Below are 18643 nucleotides of genomic sequence, written 5' to 3' on the forward strand. Positions count from 1 at the left end.
TACTACTTAATTCCCTCTAAAATACTGAGCCAATCCCTGATATATAGCAGTGGATGCGCGTTCCTGGAAATCACCTGACAGGATAGTAATTTCCTCTCCGCGGTTACTGATATACCCTAACTCTAAAAGAAGGGAAGGCTGCATGCTTTCTCTCAATACTAAGTAGTTTTCTTGGCGTACTTCTCGATCACGCAGATTCGTGAATTGCACGAGAGAGGAATGTACACTATCTGCTAAATCCTTATCTGTCGTGCCATAATAATAAGTAGTGGTTCCGGTGACACTTGTATCATCAATACTATCATAATGGAGGCTTAAAAAGACGTCTGCGCCATGATAGTTTGCCATTTGCGGCCTGGATTGCAAAGGTACCGACGTATCGGACATTCTAGTCATATACACGGTCGCTCCTGCCGCTTTCAGTTTGTCCTGTAGTAGAAGAGAAGTCCGAAGTGTCAGATCTTTCTCAAACGTTCCTTGCACACCGATTGCCCCCACATCACGTCCACCATGGCCAGGATCGATGACAATTATCTTATTGGCTAAATATTGTTCTGCACCAGCTCTTTTTATGCTGGTTGCATTTCCTTTCGTTGCGACAATCCATCCGGCAACAAACCCTTCCGATCCGTCTTGCAGCTTTATTTTATACCAGTTGTCCTCCACTCCTATAATAGAGAATTCTTCTCCTTCGTCTGCACGCAATATCACTTTGGAATCGGTGGACGGTGCACTTCTGATATTGGTGGCGTCATCGACGATTACAATGGTTCCGTCGATGCTTGTTGATGAAGGAGGGGATGAAACACCGCTCTTTTCTAGAAACCAACCAGCAATCCAGCCTGTTTTCCCACCGTCATATTCTATCTCACACCAGTTATTTCTCTCACTGATGATCATGACAACTGTACCTTCTGGAAGTTGCTCCAACACTTTACCGTTAAGAGTAGGTTCGCTTCTTACATTAAGGCCGGCAACTTTGATGGTTGCTTCCACTTTTGGAGAACCTGGATTTTGTGTGCCAGAGGGTGTTTTGATGATGTTCGCGTAATCACTATGTATCCAGCCGACCGTCCCGTTGTATGAGATATTCAACCAATTTCCACGAATGGCAAGTACCTCTACCTGTTGACCACTTGATAAAGAGCCAAGCACTTCGCTTTGGGTCGAGGGTTCACTCCTAATGTTCAAGCCGTCTGTTGTGATCGTGGCACTTTGTCCTCCAGTTTCTTCTGTTGGTTCTGTTTCTTCAGGTGTTTCGGCCTGTTGTTCTTTCTTCTTTTTAGCAATAATAGTTACAAATTCTTTTGCCACCCAACCTTCTACTCCGTCGGAATGAACTTTTACCCAGTTTTCATTTTCCTCCAGATACTGCACCGATGTTGCGTTTGCATGTAGGAAACCGACTACAGAAAAATTTGTACCTGGACCTGATCGAACGCGAAGGTCATCGGTTAAAATTTGTACATTGGCCTCATCGCTTGATCTTGATGCAGTGGAGCGAGCTCCCTCACTGCTTTCAGTTACAAGATAGGATGCCACCCATCCGGTTTTGGAAGATGTGACTTGAATCTTTAGCCATTCTCCTTGGCTCGCCACAACAGGGTAGGATTCCCCACGTTGTACTTTGGAAATGATGGTCCCATTTGCATCCGGTGTTTCCCTTACGTTCAATACATCGGTTGCCACTACGACTGTTCTATTTGCTTGCACATCGGAAGGGTCCAAAAAAGAAAAGATGGTAGAAAATAATAAAAGTGCAATAAGAAAAATATGTACTTTGTGAACCAAATTTTGTCCTCCTCATTTATAGTTCAAACGTCTTTTTCTACAAAAGTGAAAAAAAATCCTGCTATTTTTGAAAGAAACAGCCAAAAAAGGGACAGGATAAATACTAGTGTAGCAAAAAAGGAGCGTAAAAAGATGAAATTTAGTGAAAAACATAATCGTGCATATGGAAGTAGAGATGTTTTTGGGGTAAGCTTTCATGATTTCATTGAAAAAGAGAAAGATTCCACCTACGTGGAACTGGCATCAGAGTTCGGTATTACGATGCGCGATGTTAAGTCGTTAAAAAAACAATTGAACCGAATTCAATAAAGCCTTGACAATTTGATTTGAAAGTATATATACTAGCAAGTATCTTACATAACAACTAGTCGCGTTAATGGACTAAAATACAAGATACCGATGATGGAGAACAGTAGTTGGGAACCACATGGAAAGAGAAGAAATGCCCTAGGCTGAAAGCATTTCCCCTTGATGACCTAATGAATGAACACTCCGTAGGATCCGCTCTGAAAAAGCATGAAGTCATTATTTGCCGCACAGCTAAAACGGCAGACTGTGTAAGTGCTCTATTAGGAGATGGACGTTGCAGGCGTTAACTGCTTGAGTGGAAGTAACCATAGGCACAAAGCATCTCAATTGACATGCTAAGCCTTCAAACTACTTCAATTAGGGTGGCACCACGGGACATACAACTCCCGTCCCTTGTTTAGAATCTAAACAAGGGACGGGAGTTTTTTATATGTTAAATTGCTTTATTGATGTAACGAATTAACGTAGAGAGGGTCAGACCCCTCTTTACCACTTTAAATAACGACAGAGGGGTCTGACCCCTTTATAAGGAGGAACCGTAAAATGGCGATTCAGATACCGCGTGGTACGCAGGATATTTTACCTGGTACGGTGGAGAAGTGGCAGTATATTGAGGCGAAGGCGAAGGAGATTTGTGAGTTATATAATTATAAGGAGATCAGGACGCCGATTTTTGAGAGCACAGAGTTGTTTTTAAGAGGTGTTGGGGATACGACGGATGTAGTTCAGAAAGAGGTGTACACTTTTGAAGACCGAGGTGGCAGAAGTCTTACGCTTCGTCCGGAAGGAACGGCTGCAGTGGCGCGTTCTTATATAAATAACAAAATGTTCGGTTCGCCTACGCAACCGACCAAGCTTTATTATATTGGCCAGATGTTCCGTTATGAACGTCCTCAGGCAGGGCGTTTCCGTCAGTTCGTTCAGTTCGGAATTGAAGCACTTGGAAGCAATGACCCATCCATTGATGCAGAAGTAATTGCTCTAGCAGTGGAATTATATAAAAGTTTAGGTCTCAAAAACTTAAAAGTTGTGATCAACAGTTTAGGTGATAAGGAAAGTCGTCAGGCTCACAGAGATGCGTTGATCAATCACTTTCAACCGAGAATCAACGAATTTTGTGGAGATTGCCAAGGGCGTCTCGAGAAAAATCCCCTCAGAATCCTTGATTGCAAGAAAGACCGTGATCATGAATTGATGGCAACAGCACCATCTATCCTTGATTATTTAAATGAGGAGTCCAAAGCATATTTTGATAAAGTGGTAGCTTATCTTTCCGCTCTAGGAATTCAATATGAAATCGACCCAAACTTGGTCCGTGGACTTGATTACTATTACCACACAGCATTTGAAATCATGAGCACGTCAGAAGGTTTTGGTGCAATCACAACCCTATGTGGTGGAGGACGCTACAACGGGCTGGTACAAGAAATCGGTGGACCAGAAACACCTGGTATAGGATTTGCATTAAGCATTGAGCGTCTGATATCCGCTATGGAAGCAGAAAATGTGAAGTTTCCATTTGAAGATTCCATTGATTGCTACGTGGTCGCACTTGGAGACAAAGCAAAAGAAACTGCAGTAAAGCTACTTTTTGACTTAAGAAAAGCAGGAATTGTAGCCGAAAAAGACTATCAAGATAAAAAACTAAAAGCACAATTCAAAGCGGCCGACCGCCTGCAAGCAAAATACACCATCGTATTTGGTGATGATGAGTTAGAAAAAGGCGTCGTCTCCATCAAAGAAATGGAAACAGGCGAACAGCAGGAAGTTGCTTTTGAAGAAGCGGTAGCATATCTATCAGCAAAGAAAAGTGGGGAGAGATAAATGATGCAAGGTAGAACATATAACTGTGGCGAAGTACCACAAACATCCATCGGTGAAACAATTGAATTAAAAGGCTGGGTGCAAAAGCGCCGTGACCTTGGAGGACTTATTTTCTTAGACCTCCGCGACCGTACAGGACTAGTGCAAATCGTATTTAATCCAGACGTCTCTGCTGAAGCTTTAAAAACTGCTGAAAGTGTACGCAACGAGTACGTTTTATACATTAAAGGGAAAGTGGTTGCGCGTGACGAAGCAACAGTAAACCCTAACCTGAAAACAGGTGCAATTGAAGTGCATGCAGAGGCAATTGAGGTCTTGAATGCCGCGAAAACACCACCATTCGTATTGGACAACAAGACAGAAGTGAACGAAGACATCCGTCTGAAATATCGTTACTTGGATCTTCGCCGCCCTGTTATGTTTGACACGTTGAAGATGCGTCATGACGTAACACGTTCTATCCGTGAATTCCTGAACGAGCAGCAATTCATGGAAGTGGAAACGCCTATTTTAACTAAAAGTACGCCAGAAGGTGCGCGTGACTACCTAGTACCAAGCCGAGTACACCCAGGTGAGTTCTACGCGTTGCCGCAGTCTCCGCAAATCTTTAAACAACTATTGATGGTTTCCGGCGTGGAACGCTATTATCAAATCGCTCGTTGCTTCCGTGACGAGGACCTTCGTGCAGACAGACAGCCTGAATTTACACAGGTCGACATTGAGACTTCCTTCTTATCACAAGAAGATATTATCGGCATGATGGAAGATATGATGAGAATGGTAATGAAAAATACGAAGAGTGTGGATGTACCAGACACGTTTCCTCGTATTACGTACCAGGAAGCCATGAACAGATATGGTTCTGACAAGCCGGATACTCGTTTTGAAATGGAACTTGTTGACCTGTCCGAGCAGGTTGCTGACTGTGGATTCAAAGTGTTCAGCGCTGCTGTTAACAATGGAGGTCAAGTAAAAGCGATCAATGTAAAAGGTGCGGCGAGCAAATATTCCCGAAAAGACATTGATGCACTGACTGAATTTGTTGCTGTTTACGGGGCAAAAGGTCTAGCATGGTTAAAGGTAGAAGCAGAAGGCTTGAAAGGACCAATCGCAAAATTCTTCAATGAAGAACAACAACAAGGATTCATCCAATCCTTAGACGCTGCAGAAGGGGACTTGATACTATTTGTGGCAGATAAAAAATCTGTTGTTGCGGATGCTCTAGGTGCTCTTCGCTTGAAGCTTGGAAAAGAGCTTGGTTTGATTGACGAAAGCAAATTCAACTTCTTATGGGTAACTGACTGGCCGTTACTAGAGTACGATGAGGAAGCAGGTCGCTACTTTGCCGCTCACCATCCATTCACCATGCCGGTTCGCGAAGACCTACCAATGCTTGAAACAAACCCTGGTGAAGTTCGTGCTCAAGCCTACGACTTAGTATTGAACGGATATGAGCTAGGCGGAGGTTCTTTACGTATTTATGAACGCGATATTCAGGAGAAAATGTTTGAAGTACTTGGTTTCAGTAAAGAAGAGGCAACCGAGCAATTCGGTTTCCTTCTAGAAGCATTTGAATACGGAACTCCTCCACATGGTGGAATCGCGCTTGGATTAGACCGTTTGGTTATGCTGTTGGCAGGAAGAACAAACCTTCGTGATACTATTGCATTCCCTAAAACGGCAAGTGCAAGCTGCATCCTGACAGAAGCGCCAAGTCCAGTTGCCGGTGGGCAATTAGACGAGTTGCATTTGTCGCTAGCTGTCAAAAAAGAGTAGATTTTCCCATACGGTAGAAGTTGAAAACCTATACTCTGTGTGTTAATATAATTTCAAGAAGTCGCAAGTCCTGATGTGTTCGTCGTATAACCTATTGTTTTGACCGAACAATAGATTATACGGGAGCTCAGAGTTTTCGTCGCTGCGTAAATGCCTTCCTTGTGAGGACTTACTACACGCATGAAACAGAGCACCCACCTGCTGTGAGCGGGGATCAAAACGAAGGCATCGACGACGGCACGATTGGGACTTGCCTACATACGGATCAAAAACCGGTATCTCGCTTTTATGCGGCATGCCGGTTTTTTTGTGTTTATAAAGTGAATTTAATGCCGTATGACACCCGGAGGAGGTGGAACCTCCTTAACATTGTCCTCATAGGGTTTGTATGACTCCCCGAGGTGGTGGAACCTCCTTAACATTGTCCTCATAGGGTTTGTATGACACCCGGAGAAGGTGAAACCTCGTCAACATTGTCCTCATAGGGTTTGTATGACACCCGGAGGAGGTGAAACCTCGTCAACATTGTCCTCATAGGTTTCGTATGACACCCCGATAAGGTGGAAACCCGTCAACATTGTCCTCATAGGTATCGTATGACTCCCTGATAAGGTGGAAACCCGTCAACATTGTCCTCATAGGTATCGTATGACTCCCTGTGTTGGTGAAATCTCGTCAACATTGTCCTCATAGGGGTTGTATGACTCCCTGTGTTGGTGAAATCTCGTCAACATTGTCCTCATAGGAGTTGTATGACTCCCTGTGTTGGTGAAATCTCGTCAACATTGTCCTCATAGGGTTTGTATGACACCCGGAGAAGGTGAAAACTCCTTAACATTGTCCTCATACAATCTTCACCTTCTAAAAAGAACACAAAAAAACAACCCTCATTCCAAATGAAGGTTGTACGACATTTAACTGTTACCTCGCTGACTTTCTGTACCCCTTTGCCTGCGCCTCTTCTTCTGTATGAAACCATTCCACTGGAGTCGTGCGGTCATAGAAAACGCCGCCTGGAACGTGATAAATGTATTCACCACGCGCATTCTTGTTTGCTTTTATTAATGGGGGAGCCTCTTGCTGCTGTTCCTCTTCCGTTACTTCTTGTTTCAAATCATCTTCTGAAGTCAAAACGCTTAACTCTTCTTCTTTAACAGAATCCAACGTACTTTGTTTGGCTTCTTCTAAAGTACTGCGCTCGTTTTCTTTTGTTTTCTCCAATGTAGCAGCAATCGCTTCCAACGTTTGCTTTACTTGAAAAGCTGTTGTTTCCCTTGCCATTAACTGCTTATTCGTTTTGTTCAAGCGAAAGATTGTTACTAAACCACTGCCAATAACTAAGAAGTAAGATAAGGCCTTTAATAGATTCTTCAATACAAACTCCCCGCTTTCAATAAAAAAATAATATTCAGTTACTATTCCCTTCATTATAAGGTATTGAAACCCAATTCGTAAAAAAGAAAAATTCCTATCCGACTACTTGCTTTTCACCCAAAGTATGTTATATTCGATTTCGGGTACAATCTTTAAAAGGCATTAAAAATGAAACAAGCGATAAATGGAGTTGATATGCAGTGTTACACCAATTTTCACGAAACGAATTGGCGATAGGTAAAGAAGGTTTAGAAACCCTTAAAAATAGCACGGTTGCAGTATTAGGAATAGGCGGGGTAGGGTCTTTCTCAGCAGAAGCGTTGGCGCGTTCGGGTGTCGGCCGTCTTATTTTAGTGGATAAAGATGATGTGGATATTACCAATGTAAACCGTCAGATTCATGCACTTATGTCTACAGTGGGGCAACCAAAAGCTGATCTGATGAAAGCTCGTATTCAAGACATCAATCCTGACTGTGAAGTAATTGCATTGAAAATGTTCTACACAGAAGAAACGTACGAGGAGTTCTTCAGCTATGGCTTGGATTATGTTATTGATGCTTCTGATACGATTTCCTATAAAATTCACTTAATGAAAGAGTGTCTAAAACGCAAGATTCCTATGGTCTCCAGTATGGGAGCGGCAAACAAGATGGATCCAACTCGCTTTAAAATGGCGGATATTTCCAAAACACATACAGATCCAATTGCAAAAGTCATCCGCACACGCCTTCGTAAAGAAGGGATACACCGTGGGATCAAGGTGGTTTTCTCTGATGAAAGCCCAATTGTCATTCGTGAGGATGTTCGTAAAACGGTAGGAAATGATAACGCAGAAATTCGCAAAGCAAAAATGCCACCTTCCTCCAATGCATTTGTTCCTTCTGTTGCGGGACTTATCCTTGGCGGGTACGTAATCAACAACATCTTGAAAGATGTAAAAATCCAACGTGTCGGTGGAAAACAATAATAAAAGAAAGAAGGCCTCATCAACACATGACGAGGCCTTCTTTTTATTTTCACATCACTTCATCTTGTACGCCGTTGCCGGTTAATCTTCTTGCACGGTCCATGATCTGGACAAGCATTTCATAGTCTTCGTTTATCGCAACTTGTTGTTCTTCTAAATTCTTAAGCTGCTTTTCAAGGGATTGATTTTTCTGTTTCAGCAATTGATTCTCTTTTTGAAGCCTGTCACTTTCCAGCTGCAAGCGATAATCGGAATTCTGATGTTGGTGGAAATTTTGCAAAAAGTGAATGCAATCCTCAAGAGTAATGGAAGAAGATGCAGCCATAATTGCTTTTTCTTTTCGCACTGGAAGCGGTGCGTATTCTTCATCTTCTTCCATATCATATTCAAATGGTAGGCTGACCTTTTCCTTAGAATCTAATTTTGGTGCAGGCAGCCATTCCAATTCGATTGGTTGATTGGTAGCTTTCTTTTCTGTAACAGATTCGCTTTTTTGTTGTTGCTTTGATTGCTTTTCCTGCGCTCGCTTTTTCTCTTTTCGTTGTTTCTTTGCTATAGCAACGGCAGGTTCATATTTTTTTCTGACTTCTGCATTCCATCTGAATCCACATGCGGCAGATGTTCGATTTAAGGCATCCCCGACTTCTTCAAAGGCTGCAAGTTGCGTACCACCATCTCTTATGTATCGTAAAACAGTCTCAGCAAGCAATAAATCATCTTCATGGGACCATGCATCTTGTCTTACTTTCATTATAATCCACTCCTTAAAACGGTCGTTTTCTACCATCTTTTCCAGAAAAGAGGAGGAATATACGAAAGTTTACTAGATTAACATAAAAAATAAGGGGAAATGGGTCCCCCTTATCTTTTCTTCTTCGTTTTTTCATATATTTGCCCAAGGGCGGTTTCGAATTTGCTAGTGTCTTTAGGTTTGTAATAGGATTTATGTTTCAGTTTATCCGGTAAGTATTGCTGAGCAACCCATCCGCTTGGGTAGTCATGCGGATATTTATATTCATTGCCTCTGCCAAGTGCGGCGGCTCCTTTGTAATGTGCGTCCTTCAGATGGGCAGGAACTTCGCCTACAAGTCCTTTTCTGATGTCAGCCAAGGCTTCATCCAGCGCTTTATAGGCGGAGTTTGACTTAGGAGACAAGCAAAGTTCGATAACCGCATTTGCTAAAGGGATCCTTGCTTCTGGGAATCCAAGTCTTTCTGCCGCTTCAATTGCAGAGAGAGTACGTGCCCCCGCTTGTGGATTGGCCAAGCTTATATCCTCATAAGCGATTACAAGCAGTCTTCTTCCAATACTCACAAGATCCCCTGCTTCAATCAATCGCCCTAAATAATGAAGAGCTGCATCCACGTCACTGCCGCGAATGGACTTTTGAAACGCGGATAATACGTCATAATGCCCATCCCCATCTTTGTCATGATAGAAGCTTTTCTTTTGCAGGCATTCTTCAGCCGTTTCGACACCAATAAGTATTTTTCCATCATCATTTGGAGTAGTGGACAGTACGGCTAGCTCCAATGCATTTAACGCAGAACGGACATCCCCGCCGCAACCATTTGCAAAATGCTCCAATGCTCCGTCATCCAGTTCAACTTGATAGTCACCTAAACCTCGTTCTTCGTCTCTCACCGCTTGCGTGATGACTTGTTTGATTTCCGTTACAGACAAAGGATGCAGCTCGAAAATTTGGCATCTGCTACGAATGGCAGGATTGATTGCATGATAAGGGTTGCTTGTAGTGGCTCCAATCAAAACAATTCTTCCATTTTCAAGGTGAGGCAACAAGAAGTCCTGTTTCGCCTTATCAAGTCGGTGGACTTCATCCAAAATAAGGATGACCTTGCCTGACATCTTTGCTTCTTCTGCTACTATTTCCATGTCTTTTTTATTATGTACCACCGCATTTAATGTCCGGAATGCATATTGTGTACTGCCGGCAATGGCTGTGGCGATGGACGTTTTTCCTATTCCAGGGGGCCCGTAAAGAATCATAGAGGAGAGATGTTTTGCTTTTACCATTCGTTGAATGATTTTCCCTTCTCCTACAAGATGCTCCTGACCTACCATTTCATCTATGGTGCGAGGCCTCATCCTAAAGGCCAGTGGTTTATTGTTCATTTAAACACCTTCCTGCATACAATGACATCTAGTGTCCCATACCCACTGTACCATAATTAGCAACATGCATTAAAACAAAACAGACAAAATGTAAAACCTTTGAAATTATGCTATAATAGGATAGATTTTAAACAGAGACAGAAACGAGTAAAGACAGAAGGGTAGAGGCTGCATGCAAGGAGAGCGGAGTATAGGCAGAAGGTTGTTTTTGGCAAAATGGGCCATCTATTTTTTCGGGTTGTTCATTATGGCCTTTGGAATTGTCTTAATGATACGTGCTGACTTGGGCAGTGCGCCATGGGATGTCTTTCACATTGGACTCTTCTATCAAATCGGACTCACGATTGGTACCTGGTCCATTATTGTGGGCTTTTTTATTTTGATGATCTCTACTATGATTACGAAAAAGCTGCCTCCATTAGGAGCTTTTTTGAATATGCTTATGGTCGGAATCTTCATTGATTTGTATATGATGATCCCCCAATTGCACACGCCAAACCTGTTTATCGGGAAGCTTGCCATGCTCTTATTAGGTGTATTAGTCATTGGACTCGGAATTGGTGTCTACATTTCCTCCCGTTGTGGTGCAGGGCCAAGAGATAGCCTAATGATTGCATTGACGGAAGTGACAGGGTGGAAAGTGCAATATATTAGATTAGGAATGGAATTAGTAGTATTATGTTTAGGTTGGCTTTTAGGTGGACCTGTCTTTATCGGTACCATACTATTCAGTCTTACTATCGGGAGCATCGTCGGCCTGACGCTGCCTGCCTGTCAAAGGGCAACGGACTCATTACTTGAAAAAATTCAACATAAAAAAGATAAAAAGGTAACTTTTCAAATATAGAAACTGAATAGAAAGAGTAGAGGTGTTCGGAGATGAAAATTTCAACTAAAGGACGTTATGGATTGACCATTATGATTGAACTCGCAAAAAATGTAGGAGAAGGTCCACTTTCGTTAAAAACGATTGCGCAAACGCACGACCTATCGGAGCATTATTTGGAGCAATTAATTGCACCCCTTCGTAATGCTGGACTTGTAAAAAGTATAAGAGGGGCGTATGGTGGTTATATTTTAGCAGATGAACCAACGAAAATTACAGCTGGAGATATCATTCGTGTTCTAGAAGGCCCAATTAGCCCGGTTGAGGTAATTGACGATGAAGAACCAGCAAAACGAGAGCTATGGATTCGGATCCGTGATGCGGTTAAAGACGTATTGGATAGTACAACACTTGATGATTTGGCCAATTATGAAGGCGGAGATCAAGAAGCATATATGTTCTACATCTAAGCAGTGGAACAGGGGAACATTAACTAGAAGGAAAGGAGGCGTCCTCATTGAAACAGATTTATTTAGACCATGCGGCAACGTCACCCATTCACCCAGCTGTCCTCGATAGTATGCTTCCTGTCATGAGAGAGGATTTCGGCAATCCTTCCAGTATCCATCGATTTGGAAGGAAAACAAGGCACCTCGTTGATGAAGCAAGGCACGTTGCAGCTACTTCCATCGGTGCGAAAGAAACAGAAATCATTTTTACAAGTGGCGGAACAGAAGCGGACAATCTAGCCATTATCGGGGTCGCGCGAGCCAATAGAATACGTGGGAATCATATCATTACAACCCAAATTGAACACCATGCGGTTCTCCATACATGTGAACAATTAGAAAAAGAAGGCTTTGATATTACGTATTTGCCTGTAGATCAAGATGGACAGATTAAATTAGCTGATTTAAAAGCTGCACTTACCGACCAAACCATTCTTGTCACCATCATGTATGGAAATAATGAGGTAGGAACGGTTCAGCCTATTAACGAAATTGGCGATTTATTGAAGGAACATCAAGCTTATTTTCATACAGATGCTGTACAAGCTTTCGGACTTCTTCCTATCAATGTGGAAGAACAGGGCATTGATTTTCTTTCCATGTCCTCCCATAAAATCAACGGTCCTAAGGGAGTTGGCTTCTTATATGCAAGGTCAGGGACAACATTCTCCAATTTGACATATGGTGGGGAACAAGAACGCAAACGACGCGCAGGCACAGAAAATGTTGCTGGAATCGTCGGATTGAAAACAGCGATTGAATTAAGTATGGAGCAAGCAATAGAAAAAGTGGCATTGTATAAAAGCTTTAAAGAAACAATGCTACAAGTGTGGCGCGAAGAAGATGTGTCTTTTGAAGTTAACAGCGGTTCAGAAGAAACATTACCTCATGTGCTGAATGTATACTTTCCAGGTACCAATGTAGAGTCCTTGTTGGTTAACATGGATTTGGCAGGTATTGCAGTGTCTAGCGGGTCGGCATGCACAGCAGGATCCATCGACCCTTCCCATGTCCTAGTCGCCATGTTCGGAAAAGACTCTGACAAAATTGCTTCCTCCATCCGTTTCAGCTTTGGACTGGGAAATACAATCGAAGATATCACACATGCTGCAAACGAAACAGCCAAAGTCGTAAAAAGGCTAACGCGAAATAATAGATAATATAGTTAATTAGAATCACCTGTTGCTTGGAGTGTAAGGAGTGAGACTCCTACGGGGGGAAGTAGCTTGAGACCCCTGAAGCGTTGTGAGGAGGCTCAAGCACCGCCCCGCGGAAAGCGAACTCCTGTAACGCAAAGCAACAGAGTTATACAAATTTAATGATTAATTACGGGGTGATCAAGATGACAAAAGCACCAAAAGATACCCGTGTAGTAATAGGAATGTCTGGTGGAGTAGATTCGTCCGTAGCCGCCCTTCTTTTAAAAGAACAAGGCTACGATGTAATCGGCATTTTCATGAAAAACTGGGACGACACCGATGAATTCGGAGTTTGCACAGCAACAGAAGACTACAATGATGTCATCCGTGTCTGCAACCAAATCGGTATCCCTTATTACGCGGTAAATTTCGAAAAACAATACTGGGACAAAGTGTTCCAATATTTCTTAGATGAATACAAAGCAGGACGTACACCAAATCCTGACGTTATGTGTAATAAAGAAATCAAGTTCAAGGCTTTCCTTGAGCACGCATTGGACCTAGGTGCAGATTATTTAGCTACAGGTCACTATGCGCAAGTAGAATTCCGCGATGGCGAATACAAAATGCTTCGCGGCCTTGATGACAACAAAGATCAAACCTATTTCTTAAATCAACTGGGCCAAGAACAACTATCTAAAGTAATGTTCCCAATTGGCAATATCGAAAAATCAGAAGTGCGTGAAATTGCTAAACGTGCAGGCCTTGCAACCGCAACGAAAAAGGACAGTACGGGAATCTGCTTTATTGGAGAACGTAATTTCAAAGAATTCCTGAGTGGATACCTTCCTGCGCAACCAGGGAACATGTTGACCATGGATGGAGATGTGAAAGGAAAGCATGACGGATTGATGTATTATACGATCGGACAGCGTCAAGGACTCGGGATTGGCGGAAGCGGCGACCCATGGTTTGTTATTGGAAAAGATTTGGAAAAGAATGTCCTTTATGTAGGACAAAGTTTCCATAACGAATTGTTATATTCTGATTCCATCACTGCTACAGATATCAGTTGGGTGTCAGACAACCCACCAGCCGATGGTACAGAATGCACAGCTAAATTCCGATATCGTCAAGCTGATAACAAAGTGACGATTCAGCACTTGGAAGATAATAAAGTGAAGGTTATCTTTGATGAACCAGTTCGAGCGATCACTCCTGGACAAGCAGTTGTCTTTTATAATGGTGACGAATGTCTAGGTGGGGGAACGATTGATCATGTGTTCAAAAACAATGAAAAACTTTGGTATGTAGGATAAAAGTGAAAACCTCGATTCCATAAGGAATGGAGGTTTTCTCTATGATATACTAAAAAGACTGAGAAAATAGATGAGGTGTACGTAAAAATGAAAGATAATAATGCATTAGGTATTCAATACCTACAAGAAGGAAAGTACGAAGAGGCACTTTCAGCTTTTTCAAATGAGATTGAAGAGAATCCGGATAATGCGGTAGCATATGTGAATTTTGGAAATGTATTAAGTGCTGTTGGCGAACTTGAGAAAGCAATGAAGTTTTTTGAACGTGCGCTGGAAAAAGACGATACAATCGGAACTGCTCATTATGGTCTTGGAAATGTCTATTATCAGCTTGAAAAATGGAATGAAGCAAAAGATCAGTTTGAACTTGCGATGAAGAAAGGTGTTAATGACAGTGATATCTTCTTTATGCTTGGGATGACCCTATTACAATTTGAACAGTCGAAGCTTGCCCTGCCATATTTTCAACGTGCTGTAGAATTAAAACCTGAAGATGCAGAGGCAAGGTTTCAATACGGACTTTGCTTAGCAGGCCAAGGTCTGATTAAAGAAGCCACAATGGAGTTTGAAAAGGTAGTAGATGCAGATTCAATGCACGCGGATGCCTATTATAACTTAGGTGTTGCTTATGCCTACCAAGAAAACAGGGAAAAAGCGTTGGAGAATCTGGATAAAGCATTGGATGTACAGGCAGATCACATGCTAGCTGCACATGCGAAAAAAATTCTCACAGAAGAAAACTAGGGAACGGAGGGGAATTCCATGAAGGACCAAAAGCAGCAATCCTCCCTCGATTTATTCGAGGAACATGAAAAGTTTATTAAAGGATCCCATCTCGTCACGATTTTCCATAATGAATCCAATATGTATTCAGTGGTGCGTATCAGAGTGACGGAGACGAATGTTGCCTATGAAGAAAAAGAAGCGGTCGTGACTGGTTATTTCCCTCGCATTCATGAAGACGAGACATACATATTTTTCGGACAGATGAAGGAACATCCTCGGTTTGGACTTCAGTTTCATGTGGAGCACTTTCGTAAGGACATTCCACAAACAAGACACGGTATTGTCCAGTATCTTTCAAGTGATCTGTTTTCAGGCATCGGCAGAAAGACAGCAGAGAAAATTGCAGATGCGCTTGGTGAAAATGCCATTTCAAAAATACTCGAGAATCCTTCTGTACTTGATTCCATTCCAAAGCTTGCCGGTGATAAAGCAAAACTGCTTTATGATACGTTGATGGAACATCAAGGGTTGGAACAGGTCATGATTGCCTTGTCACAGTTTGGTTTTGGCCCGCAGTTGTCCATGAAAATTTATCAGGCTTATAAAGAGCAAACGATTGAAACACTGCAGAAAAACCCGTACGAGCTTGTGGAAACAGTAGAGGGTATTGGTTTTGCCAGAGCAGATGAACTTGGAAATCACTTCGGTATTTCTGGAAATCATCCAGATCGCATCAGGGCCGGCTGCTTGTATATGCTCGAACAGCATTCCATGCAGGAAGGCCATTGTTATGTGTTGGAAGACCAGCTTACGGAAGCGGTCGTCAGACTTTTAAATGAAAAGCAGCATGGCCTTGTCGCAGAGTCTGACATTTCTCGGGAAATTATGCAACTAACAGAAGAAGGGAAACTTAAAGTTGAGGAAGGCAAAGTTTACTTACCTAGCCTCTATTTTTCTGAGCAAGGAGTGGTTACAAATATAAAAAGGGTGCTCGAGCAAACCCAATATGCCGACCAGTTTCCTGAGTCAGAGTTCCTGCTTGCATTAGGTGAATTAGAAGACAGACTAAAGGTTCAGTATGCTCCTTCGCAAAAAGAAGCCATTCAGCAAGCATTAATGACGCCCATGCTTCTTTTGACTGGTGGACCTGGGACAGGTAAAACAACCGTAATCAAGGGAATCGTAGAACTGTACGCAGACCTTCATGGTTGTTCATTGGAACCTAATGATTACAGCAAGGATGATCCTTTTCCGATTATGCTTGTTGCCCCAACAGGCCGTGCTGCCAAACGCATGAGCGAAGCAACTGGGCTTCCTTCTTTGACTATCCATAGGCTACTCGGTTGGAATGGCTCGGAGGGGTTCCAACATGACGAAGAAAATCCCATAACAGGGAAGCTTCTCATTGTGGATGAAGTCTCGATGGTGGATATCTGGCTTGCCAATCAACTGTTCAAATCTCTCCCTGAGGACATACAGGTCGTATTGGTGGGAGATGAAGATCAGCTTCCTTCTGTTGGTCCCGGACAAGTATTAAAAGATTTACTGGCATCTAAAGTCATCCCTACCGTTCAACTGACTGACATCTACAGACAGGCAGATGGTTCATCGATCATTGAGTTGGCCCACGACATGAAGGACGGTGTAGTGCCCACAGACATTTCATCTGGTCAGAAAGATCGCTCCTTTATAAAATGCGGGCAGTCACAAATATTGGATGTAGTAAAAAAAGTATGTGCAAACGCGCAAAGCAAGGGCTATACGGCACGTGATATACAGGTGCTTGCACCTATGTATAGAGGAACTGCCGGTATAGATAAACTAAATGAAATGCTTCAGGAACTTTTTAATCCCAAAAGTGAACAGCGACGAGAATTGAGTTTCGGGAATGTGGTATACCGAACGGGTGATAAAGTGCTGCAGCTTGTCAATCAACCAGAAAGTAATGTATTCAACGGTGACATAGGTGAAGTAGTTTCCATCTTTTATGCAAAAGAAAATACGGAAAAACAAGACATGGTCATTGTTTCTTTTGATGGCAATGAAGTGACTTACACGAAACAAGATCTTGGGCAGATAACTCATGCCTATTGCTGTTCCATACATAAGTCCCAAGGAAGTGAATTCCCTATTGTCGTATTGCCTGTAGTGAAAAGCTATTACCGGATGTTACGACGAAATCTACTTTATACAGCAGTTACACGTGCTAAGCGTTTTTTAATTCTTTGTGGCGAAGAAGAAGCATTAAAACTTGGCGTGCAGCGTGCGGATGAAATGGCAAGGCAAACATCCTTAAAAGACAGGCTGCAAACAAAACAGTCCGAAACTTTACCAGACGAAGAAGTTATTGATCCTGTACTTCAAGAAGTCCCTTTCTGGAAAGACGCCAACATTGGCATGGAAAACGTAAGTCCGTATGACTTTATGGAAGAAGAATAAGGAAATACAAAAAAACTACAGTAACGTAGCTGATTGGAGTGGAAGGCGCGAAGACTCCTCGAAAATGCTAACGCATTTTCTTCATGCGATGAATCGCTTTCGAAGCCTTCCGGACCACCCATGGAAAGCGAAGCGACTGGACCGAAAATCAGCGGTCTTAGCCAATCTGGAAAACCTTTCGCAGTATCAACAAAACCAATCAGACAAAAGCTAGTAATGTTCGAAAAGAGGTGGATTCTTTGAGAACATTTTCTCGAGTGATTGGGATGCTAATTTACGATATGGCATCAGGCAATAAGATTGGCCGAGTGAAGGATTTTTGCATCGAAGAACCAGGACGCATCAAAGGGCTTATCATCGATGGAAAAGGCATATTCCATCGGGCGAAGTTTCTCCCCTTTTCATACATTCACTCATTTGGTGATGAAGGGATTATGGTGGGAGAACATACTCTTACCTCAATTACCAAAAAAGACGGACAAGTATATTATCATCACTTTCACGGTATAAAAGGGAAATCCTTTATAACCGGAGATGGCGATAAGCTTGGGTTGTTGGATGATGTATATTTTGAAGAGGAAACGGGCACAATCGTAGGATATGAGGTAACGGACGGTTTTTTTGCAGATTTGTCGGAAGGAAAGAAAATTGTAAAGAATCCTTCTGATCTGGTCATTGGAAAAGATACCGTCGTCGTTTCTGTACTATCTTAACGCGAGGTGTCAATGATGGTCCTTTGTTGTCCTAATTGCAAAAGTAAAGATATCGGTAAAATCGGTGTGAATCAGTATTATTGTTGGGGCTGTTTTATTGAGCTGTCCGTATCTAAAGGAATGGTCCATACTCATCAGGTAGAAGAGGATGGGACGTTAAGTTCTTTGGATGATTTATTTCATGAAGACGATCGACAAATTAGTATGTAACTAAAACTTGGGAGTGAGTCGCATGAACAGAGCTATGACATCCTTGTTAATGATTGGCCTTGGAGCCGCTGCCACTCGACTTAGCCGAAATAATGATGTGCAAAATTTTTTGGGAGATATAACTTCCAAACGTAATATGAAGAAGATGAGAAAGCAAGCCAAGCGATTGTTTTCTTAAAATGAGCCCGTTCCTTTAACAGGAGCGGGTTTTTTCATTGTATATAAACGTTAGGGTAATTCTAGATTGTCCTGATGAAGACCTCATTGACGAAAAAAAAGGAGAAGAGAGGTCCTCATAGAGGTGATGAAGGTCTCATCGACGAGAGAAAAGGAGAAGAGAGGTCCTCATAGAGGTGATGAAGACCTCATTGACGAGAAAAAAGGAGAAGAGAGGTCTTCATAGAGGTGATGAAGGTCTCATCGACGAGAGAAAAGGAGAAGAGAGGTCCTCATAGAGGTGATGATATGCTCCCTTTTAAGTAGACAGATTAAAAAACAAAAATCTGTTTCCGCGAAGGGGAGTATTTATAATGTCAAAAAAAGCAAACTCTTTCGATGTCAAAATCAATGTCATAAGGGCTTTGGAA

At 42.4% G+C, this 18643-nt stretch carries 17 protein-coding genes, 1 other RNA gene and 1 other annotated feature; of the genes, 14 read left to right on the forward strand and 4 right to left on the reverse strand.

The window, feature by feature from the left end:
- Positions 1-6: 6 nt before the first annotated feature.
- Entirely contained in the window at positions 7-1791 is a 1785-nt protein-coding gene (locus tag HC179_RS02000; protein WP_168862809.1) for an N-acetylmuramoyl-L-alanine amidase family protein, read from the reverse strand.
- A gap of 132 nt (positions 1792-1923) precedes the next feature.
- Here HC179_RS02000 and HC179_RS02005 point away from each other — a divergent pair, with 132 nt between their 5' ends.
- The 4 genes from HC179_RS02005 (at position 1924) to ssrS (ending at position 5954) form a co-directional block, all read left to right on the forward strand.
- Positions 1924-2100: a hypothetical protein gene (locus tag HC179_RS02005; RefSeq protein ID WP_060665182.1), complete on the forward strand. Its 177-nt coding sequence runs from the start codon at positions 1924-1926 to the stop codon at positions 2098-2100.
- A gap of 81 nt (positions 2101-2181) precedes the next feature.
- Positions 2182-2497, forward strand: a binding site (T-box leader).
- A 146-nt stretch (positions 2498-2643) separates the two neighbouring features.
- Positions 2644-3924, forward strand: coding sequence for a histidine--tRNA ligase (gene hisS / locus HC179_RS02010; protein WP_168862810.1), 1281 nt, complete (start codon positions 2644-2646; stop codon positions 3922-3924).
- 3 nt (positions 3925-3927) lie between these two features.
- Entirely contained in the window at positions 3928-5700 is a 1773-nt protein-coding gene (gene aspS, locus HC179_RS02015) for an aspartate--tRNA ligase (protein WP_168862822.1), read from the forward strand.
- Between the two features lie 64 nt (positions 5701-5764).
- Positions 5765-5954, forward strand: a non-coding RNA gene (gene ssrS / locus HC179_RS02020) — 6S RNA.
- A gap of 667 nt (positions 5955-6621) precedes the next feature.
- Here ssrS and HC179_RS20875 read toward each other — a convergent pair.
- Entirely contained in the window at positions 6622-7074 is a 453-nt protein-coding gene (locus HC179_RS20875) for a sunset domain-containing protein (protein ID WP_205825189.1), read from the reverse strand.
- 200 nt (positions 7075-7274) lie between these two features.
- Here HC179_RS20875 and HC179_RS02030 point away from each other — a divergent pair, with 200 nt between their 5' ends.
- Entirely contained in the window at positions 7275-8042 is a 768-nt protein-coding gene (locus HC179_RS02030) for a ThiF family adenylyltransferase (protein WP_168862811.1), read from the forward strand.
- 49 nt (positions 8043-8091) lie between these two features.
- Here HC179_RS02030 and HC179_RS21125 read toward each other — a convergent pair whose 3' ends face one another.
- Both HC179_RS21125 and HC179_RS02040 read right to left on the reverse strand, forming a co-directional pair.
- Entirely contained in the window at positions 8092-8793 is a 702-nt protein-coding gene (locus HC179_RS21125) for an RsfA family transcriptional regulator (RefSeq protein ID WP_168862812.1), read from the reverse strand.
- A 110-nt stretch (positions 8794-8903) separates the two neighbouring features.
- Positions 8904-10175, reverse strand: a complete 1272-nt coding sequence (locus HC179_RS02040) for a replication-associated recombination protein A (RefSeq protein ID WP_168862813.1) — start codon at positions 10173-10175, stop codon at positions 8904-8906.
- Between the two features lie 172 nt (positions 10176-10347).
- Between HC179_RS02040 and HC179_RS02045 the strand changes: the two genes are divergently transcribed.
- The 9 genes from HC179_RS02045 (at position 10348) to HC179_RS02085 (ending at position 18234) form a co-directional block, all read left to right on the forward strand.
- Complete coding sequence (locus tag HC179_RS02045) at positions 10348-11022, forward strand: YczE/YyaS/YitT family protein (protein ID WP_168862814.1); 675 nt, start codon at positions 10348-10350, stop codon at positions 11020-11022.
- 32 nt (positions 11023-11054) lie between these two features.
- The gene (cymR, locus tag HC179_RS02050; RefSeq protein ID WP_047969452.1) at positions 11055-11471 is read left to right on the forward strand and encodes a cysteine metabolism transcriptional regulator CymR; all 417 of its coding nucleotides are present in this window, start codon (positions 11055-11057) and stop codon (positions 11469-11471) included.
- Positions 11472-11518: 47 nt separating this feature from the next.
- Complete coding sequence (locus HC179_RS02055; RefSeq protein ID WP_168862815.1) at positions 11519-12670, forward strand: cysteine desulfurase family protein; 1152 nt, start codon at positions 11519-11521, stop codon at positions 12668-12670.
- 182 nt (positions 12671-12852) lie between these two features.
- Positions 12853-13968 (forward strand): tRNA 2-thiouridine(34) synthase MnmA, encoded by a 1116-nt coding sequence (gene mnmA / locus HC179_RS02060; RefSeq protein WP_168862816.1) that lies wholly within the window; start codon positions 12853-12855, stop codon positions 13966-13968.
- Positions 13969-14055: 87 nt separating this feature from the next.
- Positions 14056-14712, forward strand: a complete 657-nt coding sequence (locus tag HC179_RS02065) for a tetratricopeptide repeat protein (protein WP_168862817.1) — start codon at positions 14056-14058, stop codon at positions 14710-14712.
- An 18-nt stretch (positions 14713-14730) separates the two neighbouring features.
- Positions 14731-17133, forward strand: coding sequence for an SF1B family DNA helicase RecD2 (recD2, locus tag HC179_RS02070; RefSeq protein ID WP_168862818.1), 2403 nt, complete (start codon positions 14731-14733; stop codon positions 17131-17133).
- Positions 17134-17372: 239 nt separating this feature from the next.
- Positions 17373-17846, forward strand: coding sequence for a PRC-barrel domain-containing protein (locus tag HC179_RS02075; protein ID WP_168862819.1), 474 nt, complete (start codon positions 17373-17375; stop codon positions 17844-17846).
- A gap of 15 nt (positions 17847-17861) precedes the next feature.
- Positions 17862-18056, forward strand: coding sequence for a hypothetical protein (locus HC179_RS02080; protein WP_047969446.1), 195 nt, complete (start codon positions 17862-17864; stop codon positions 18054-18056).
- A 22-nt stretch (positions 18057-18078) separates the two neighbouring features.
- Positions 18079-18234 (forward strand): YrzQ family protein, encoded by a 156-nt coding sequence (locus HC179_RS02085; RefSeq protein WP_156515689.1) that lies wholly within the window; start codon positions 18079-18081, stop codon positions 18232-18234.
- Positions 18235-18643: the final 409 nt, after the last annotated feature.

The organism is Bacillus sp. RO1, assembly GCF_012524115.1.
Taxonomy (GTDB): domain Bacteria; phylum Bacillota; class Bacilli; order Bacillales; family Bacillaceae_I; genus Sutcliffiella_A.

Bases quoted from the DNA above. Each gene is read 5' to 3' on its own strand.
- HC179_RS02045 (WP_168862814.1), top strand. From the start codon at position 10,348: ATGCAAGGAGAGCGGAGTATAGGCAGAAGGTTGTTTTTGGCAAAATGG.
- mnmA (WP_168862816.1), top strand. From the start codon at position 12,853: ATGACAAAAGCACCAAAAGATACCCGTGTAGTAATAGGAATGTCTGGT.
- HC179_RS02040 (WP_168862813.1), bottom strand. From the start codon at position 10,175: ATGAACAATAAACCACTGGCCTTTAGGATGAGGCCTCGCACCATAGAT.
- aspS (WP_168862822.1), top strand. From the start codon at position 3,928: ATGCAAGGTAGAACATATAACTGTGGCGAAGTACCACAAACATCCATC.
- HC179_RS02080 (WP_047969446.1), top strand. From the start codon at position 17,862: ATGGTCCTTTGTTGTCCTAATTGCAAAAGTAAAGATATCGGTAAAATC.
- hisS (WP_168862810.1), top strand. From the start codon at position 2,644: ATGGCGATTCAGATACCGCGTGGTACGCAGGATATTTTACCTGGTACG.
- HC179_RS02065 (WP_168862817.1), top strand. From the start codon at position 14,056: ATGAAAGATAATAATGCATTAGGTATTCAATACCTACAAGAAGGAAAG.
- HC179_RS02085 (WP_156515689.1), top strand. From the start codon at position 18,079: ATGAACAGAGCTATGACATCCTTGTTAATGATTGGCCTTGGAGCCGCT.
- HC179_RS02005 (WP_060665182.1), top strand. From the start codon at position 1,924: ATGAAATTTAGTGAAAAACATAATCGTGCATATGGAAGTAGAGATGTT.
- HC179_RS21125 (WP_168862812.1), bottom strand. From the start codon at position 8,793: ATGAAAGTAAGACAAGATGCATGGTCCCATGAAGATGATTTATTGCTT.
- cymR (WP_047969452.1), top strand. From the start codon at position 11,055: ATGAAAATTTCAACTAAAGGACGTTATGGATTGACCATTATGATTGAA.
- recD2 (WP_168862818.1), top strand. From the start codon at position 14,731: ATGAAGGACCAAAAGCAGCAATCCTCCCTCGATTTATTCGAGGAACAT.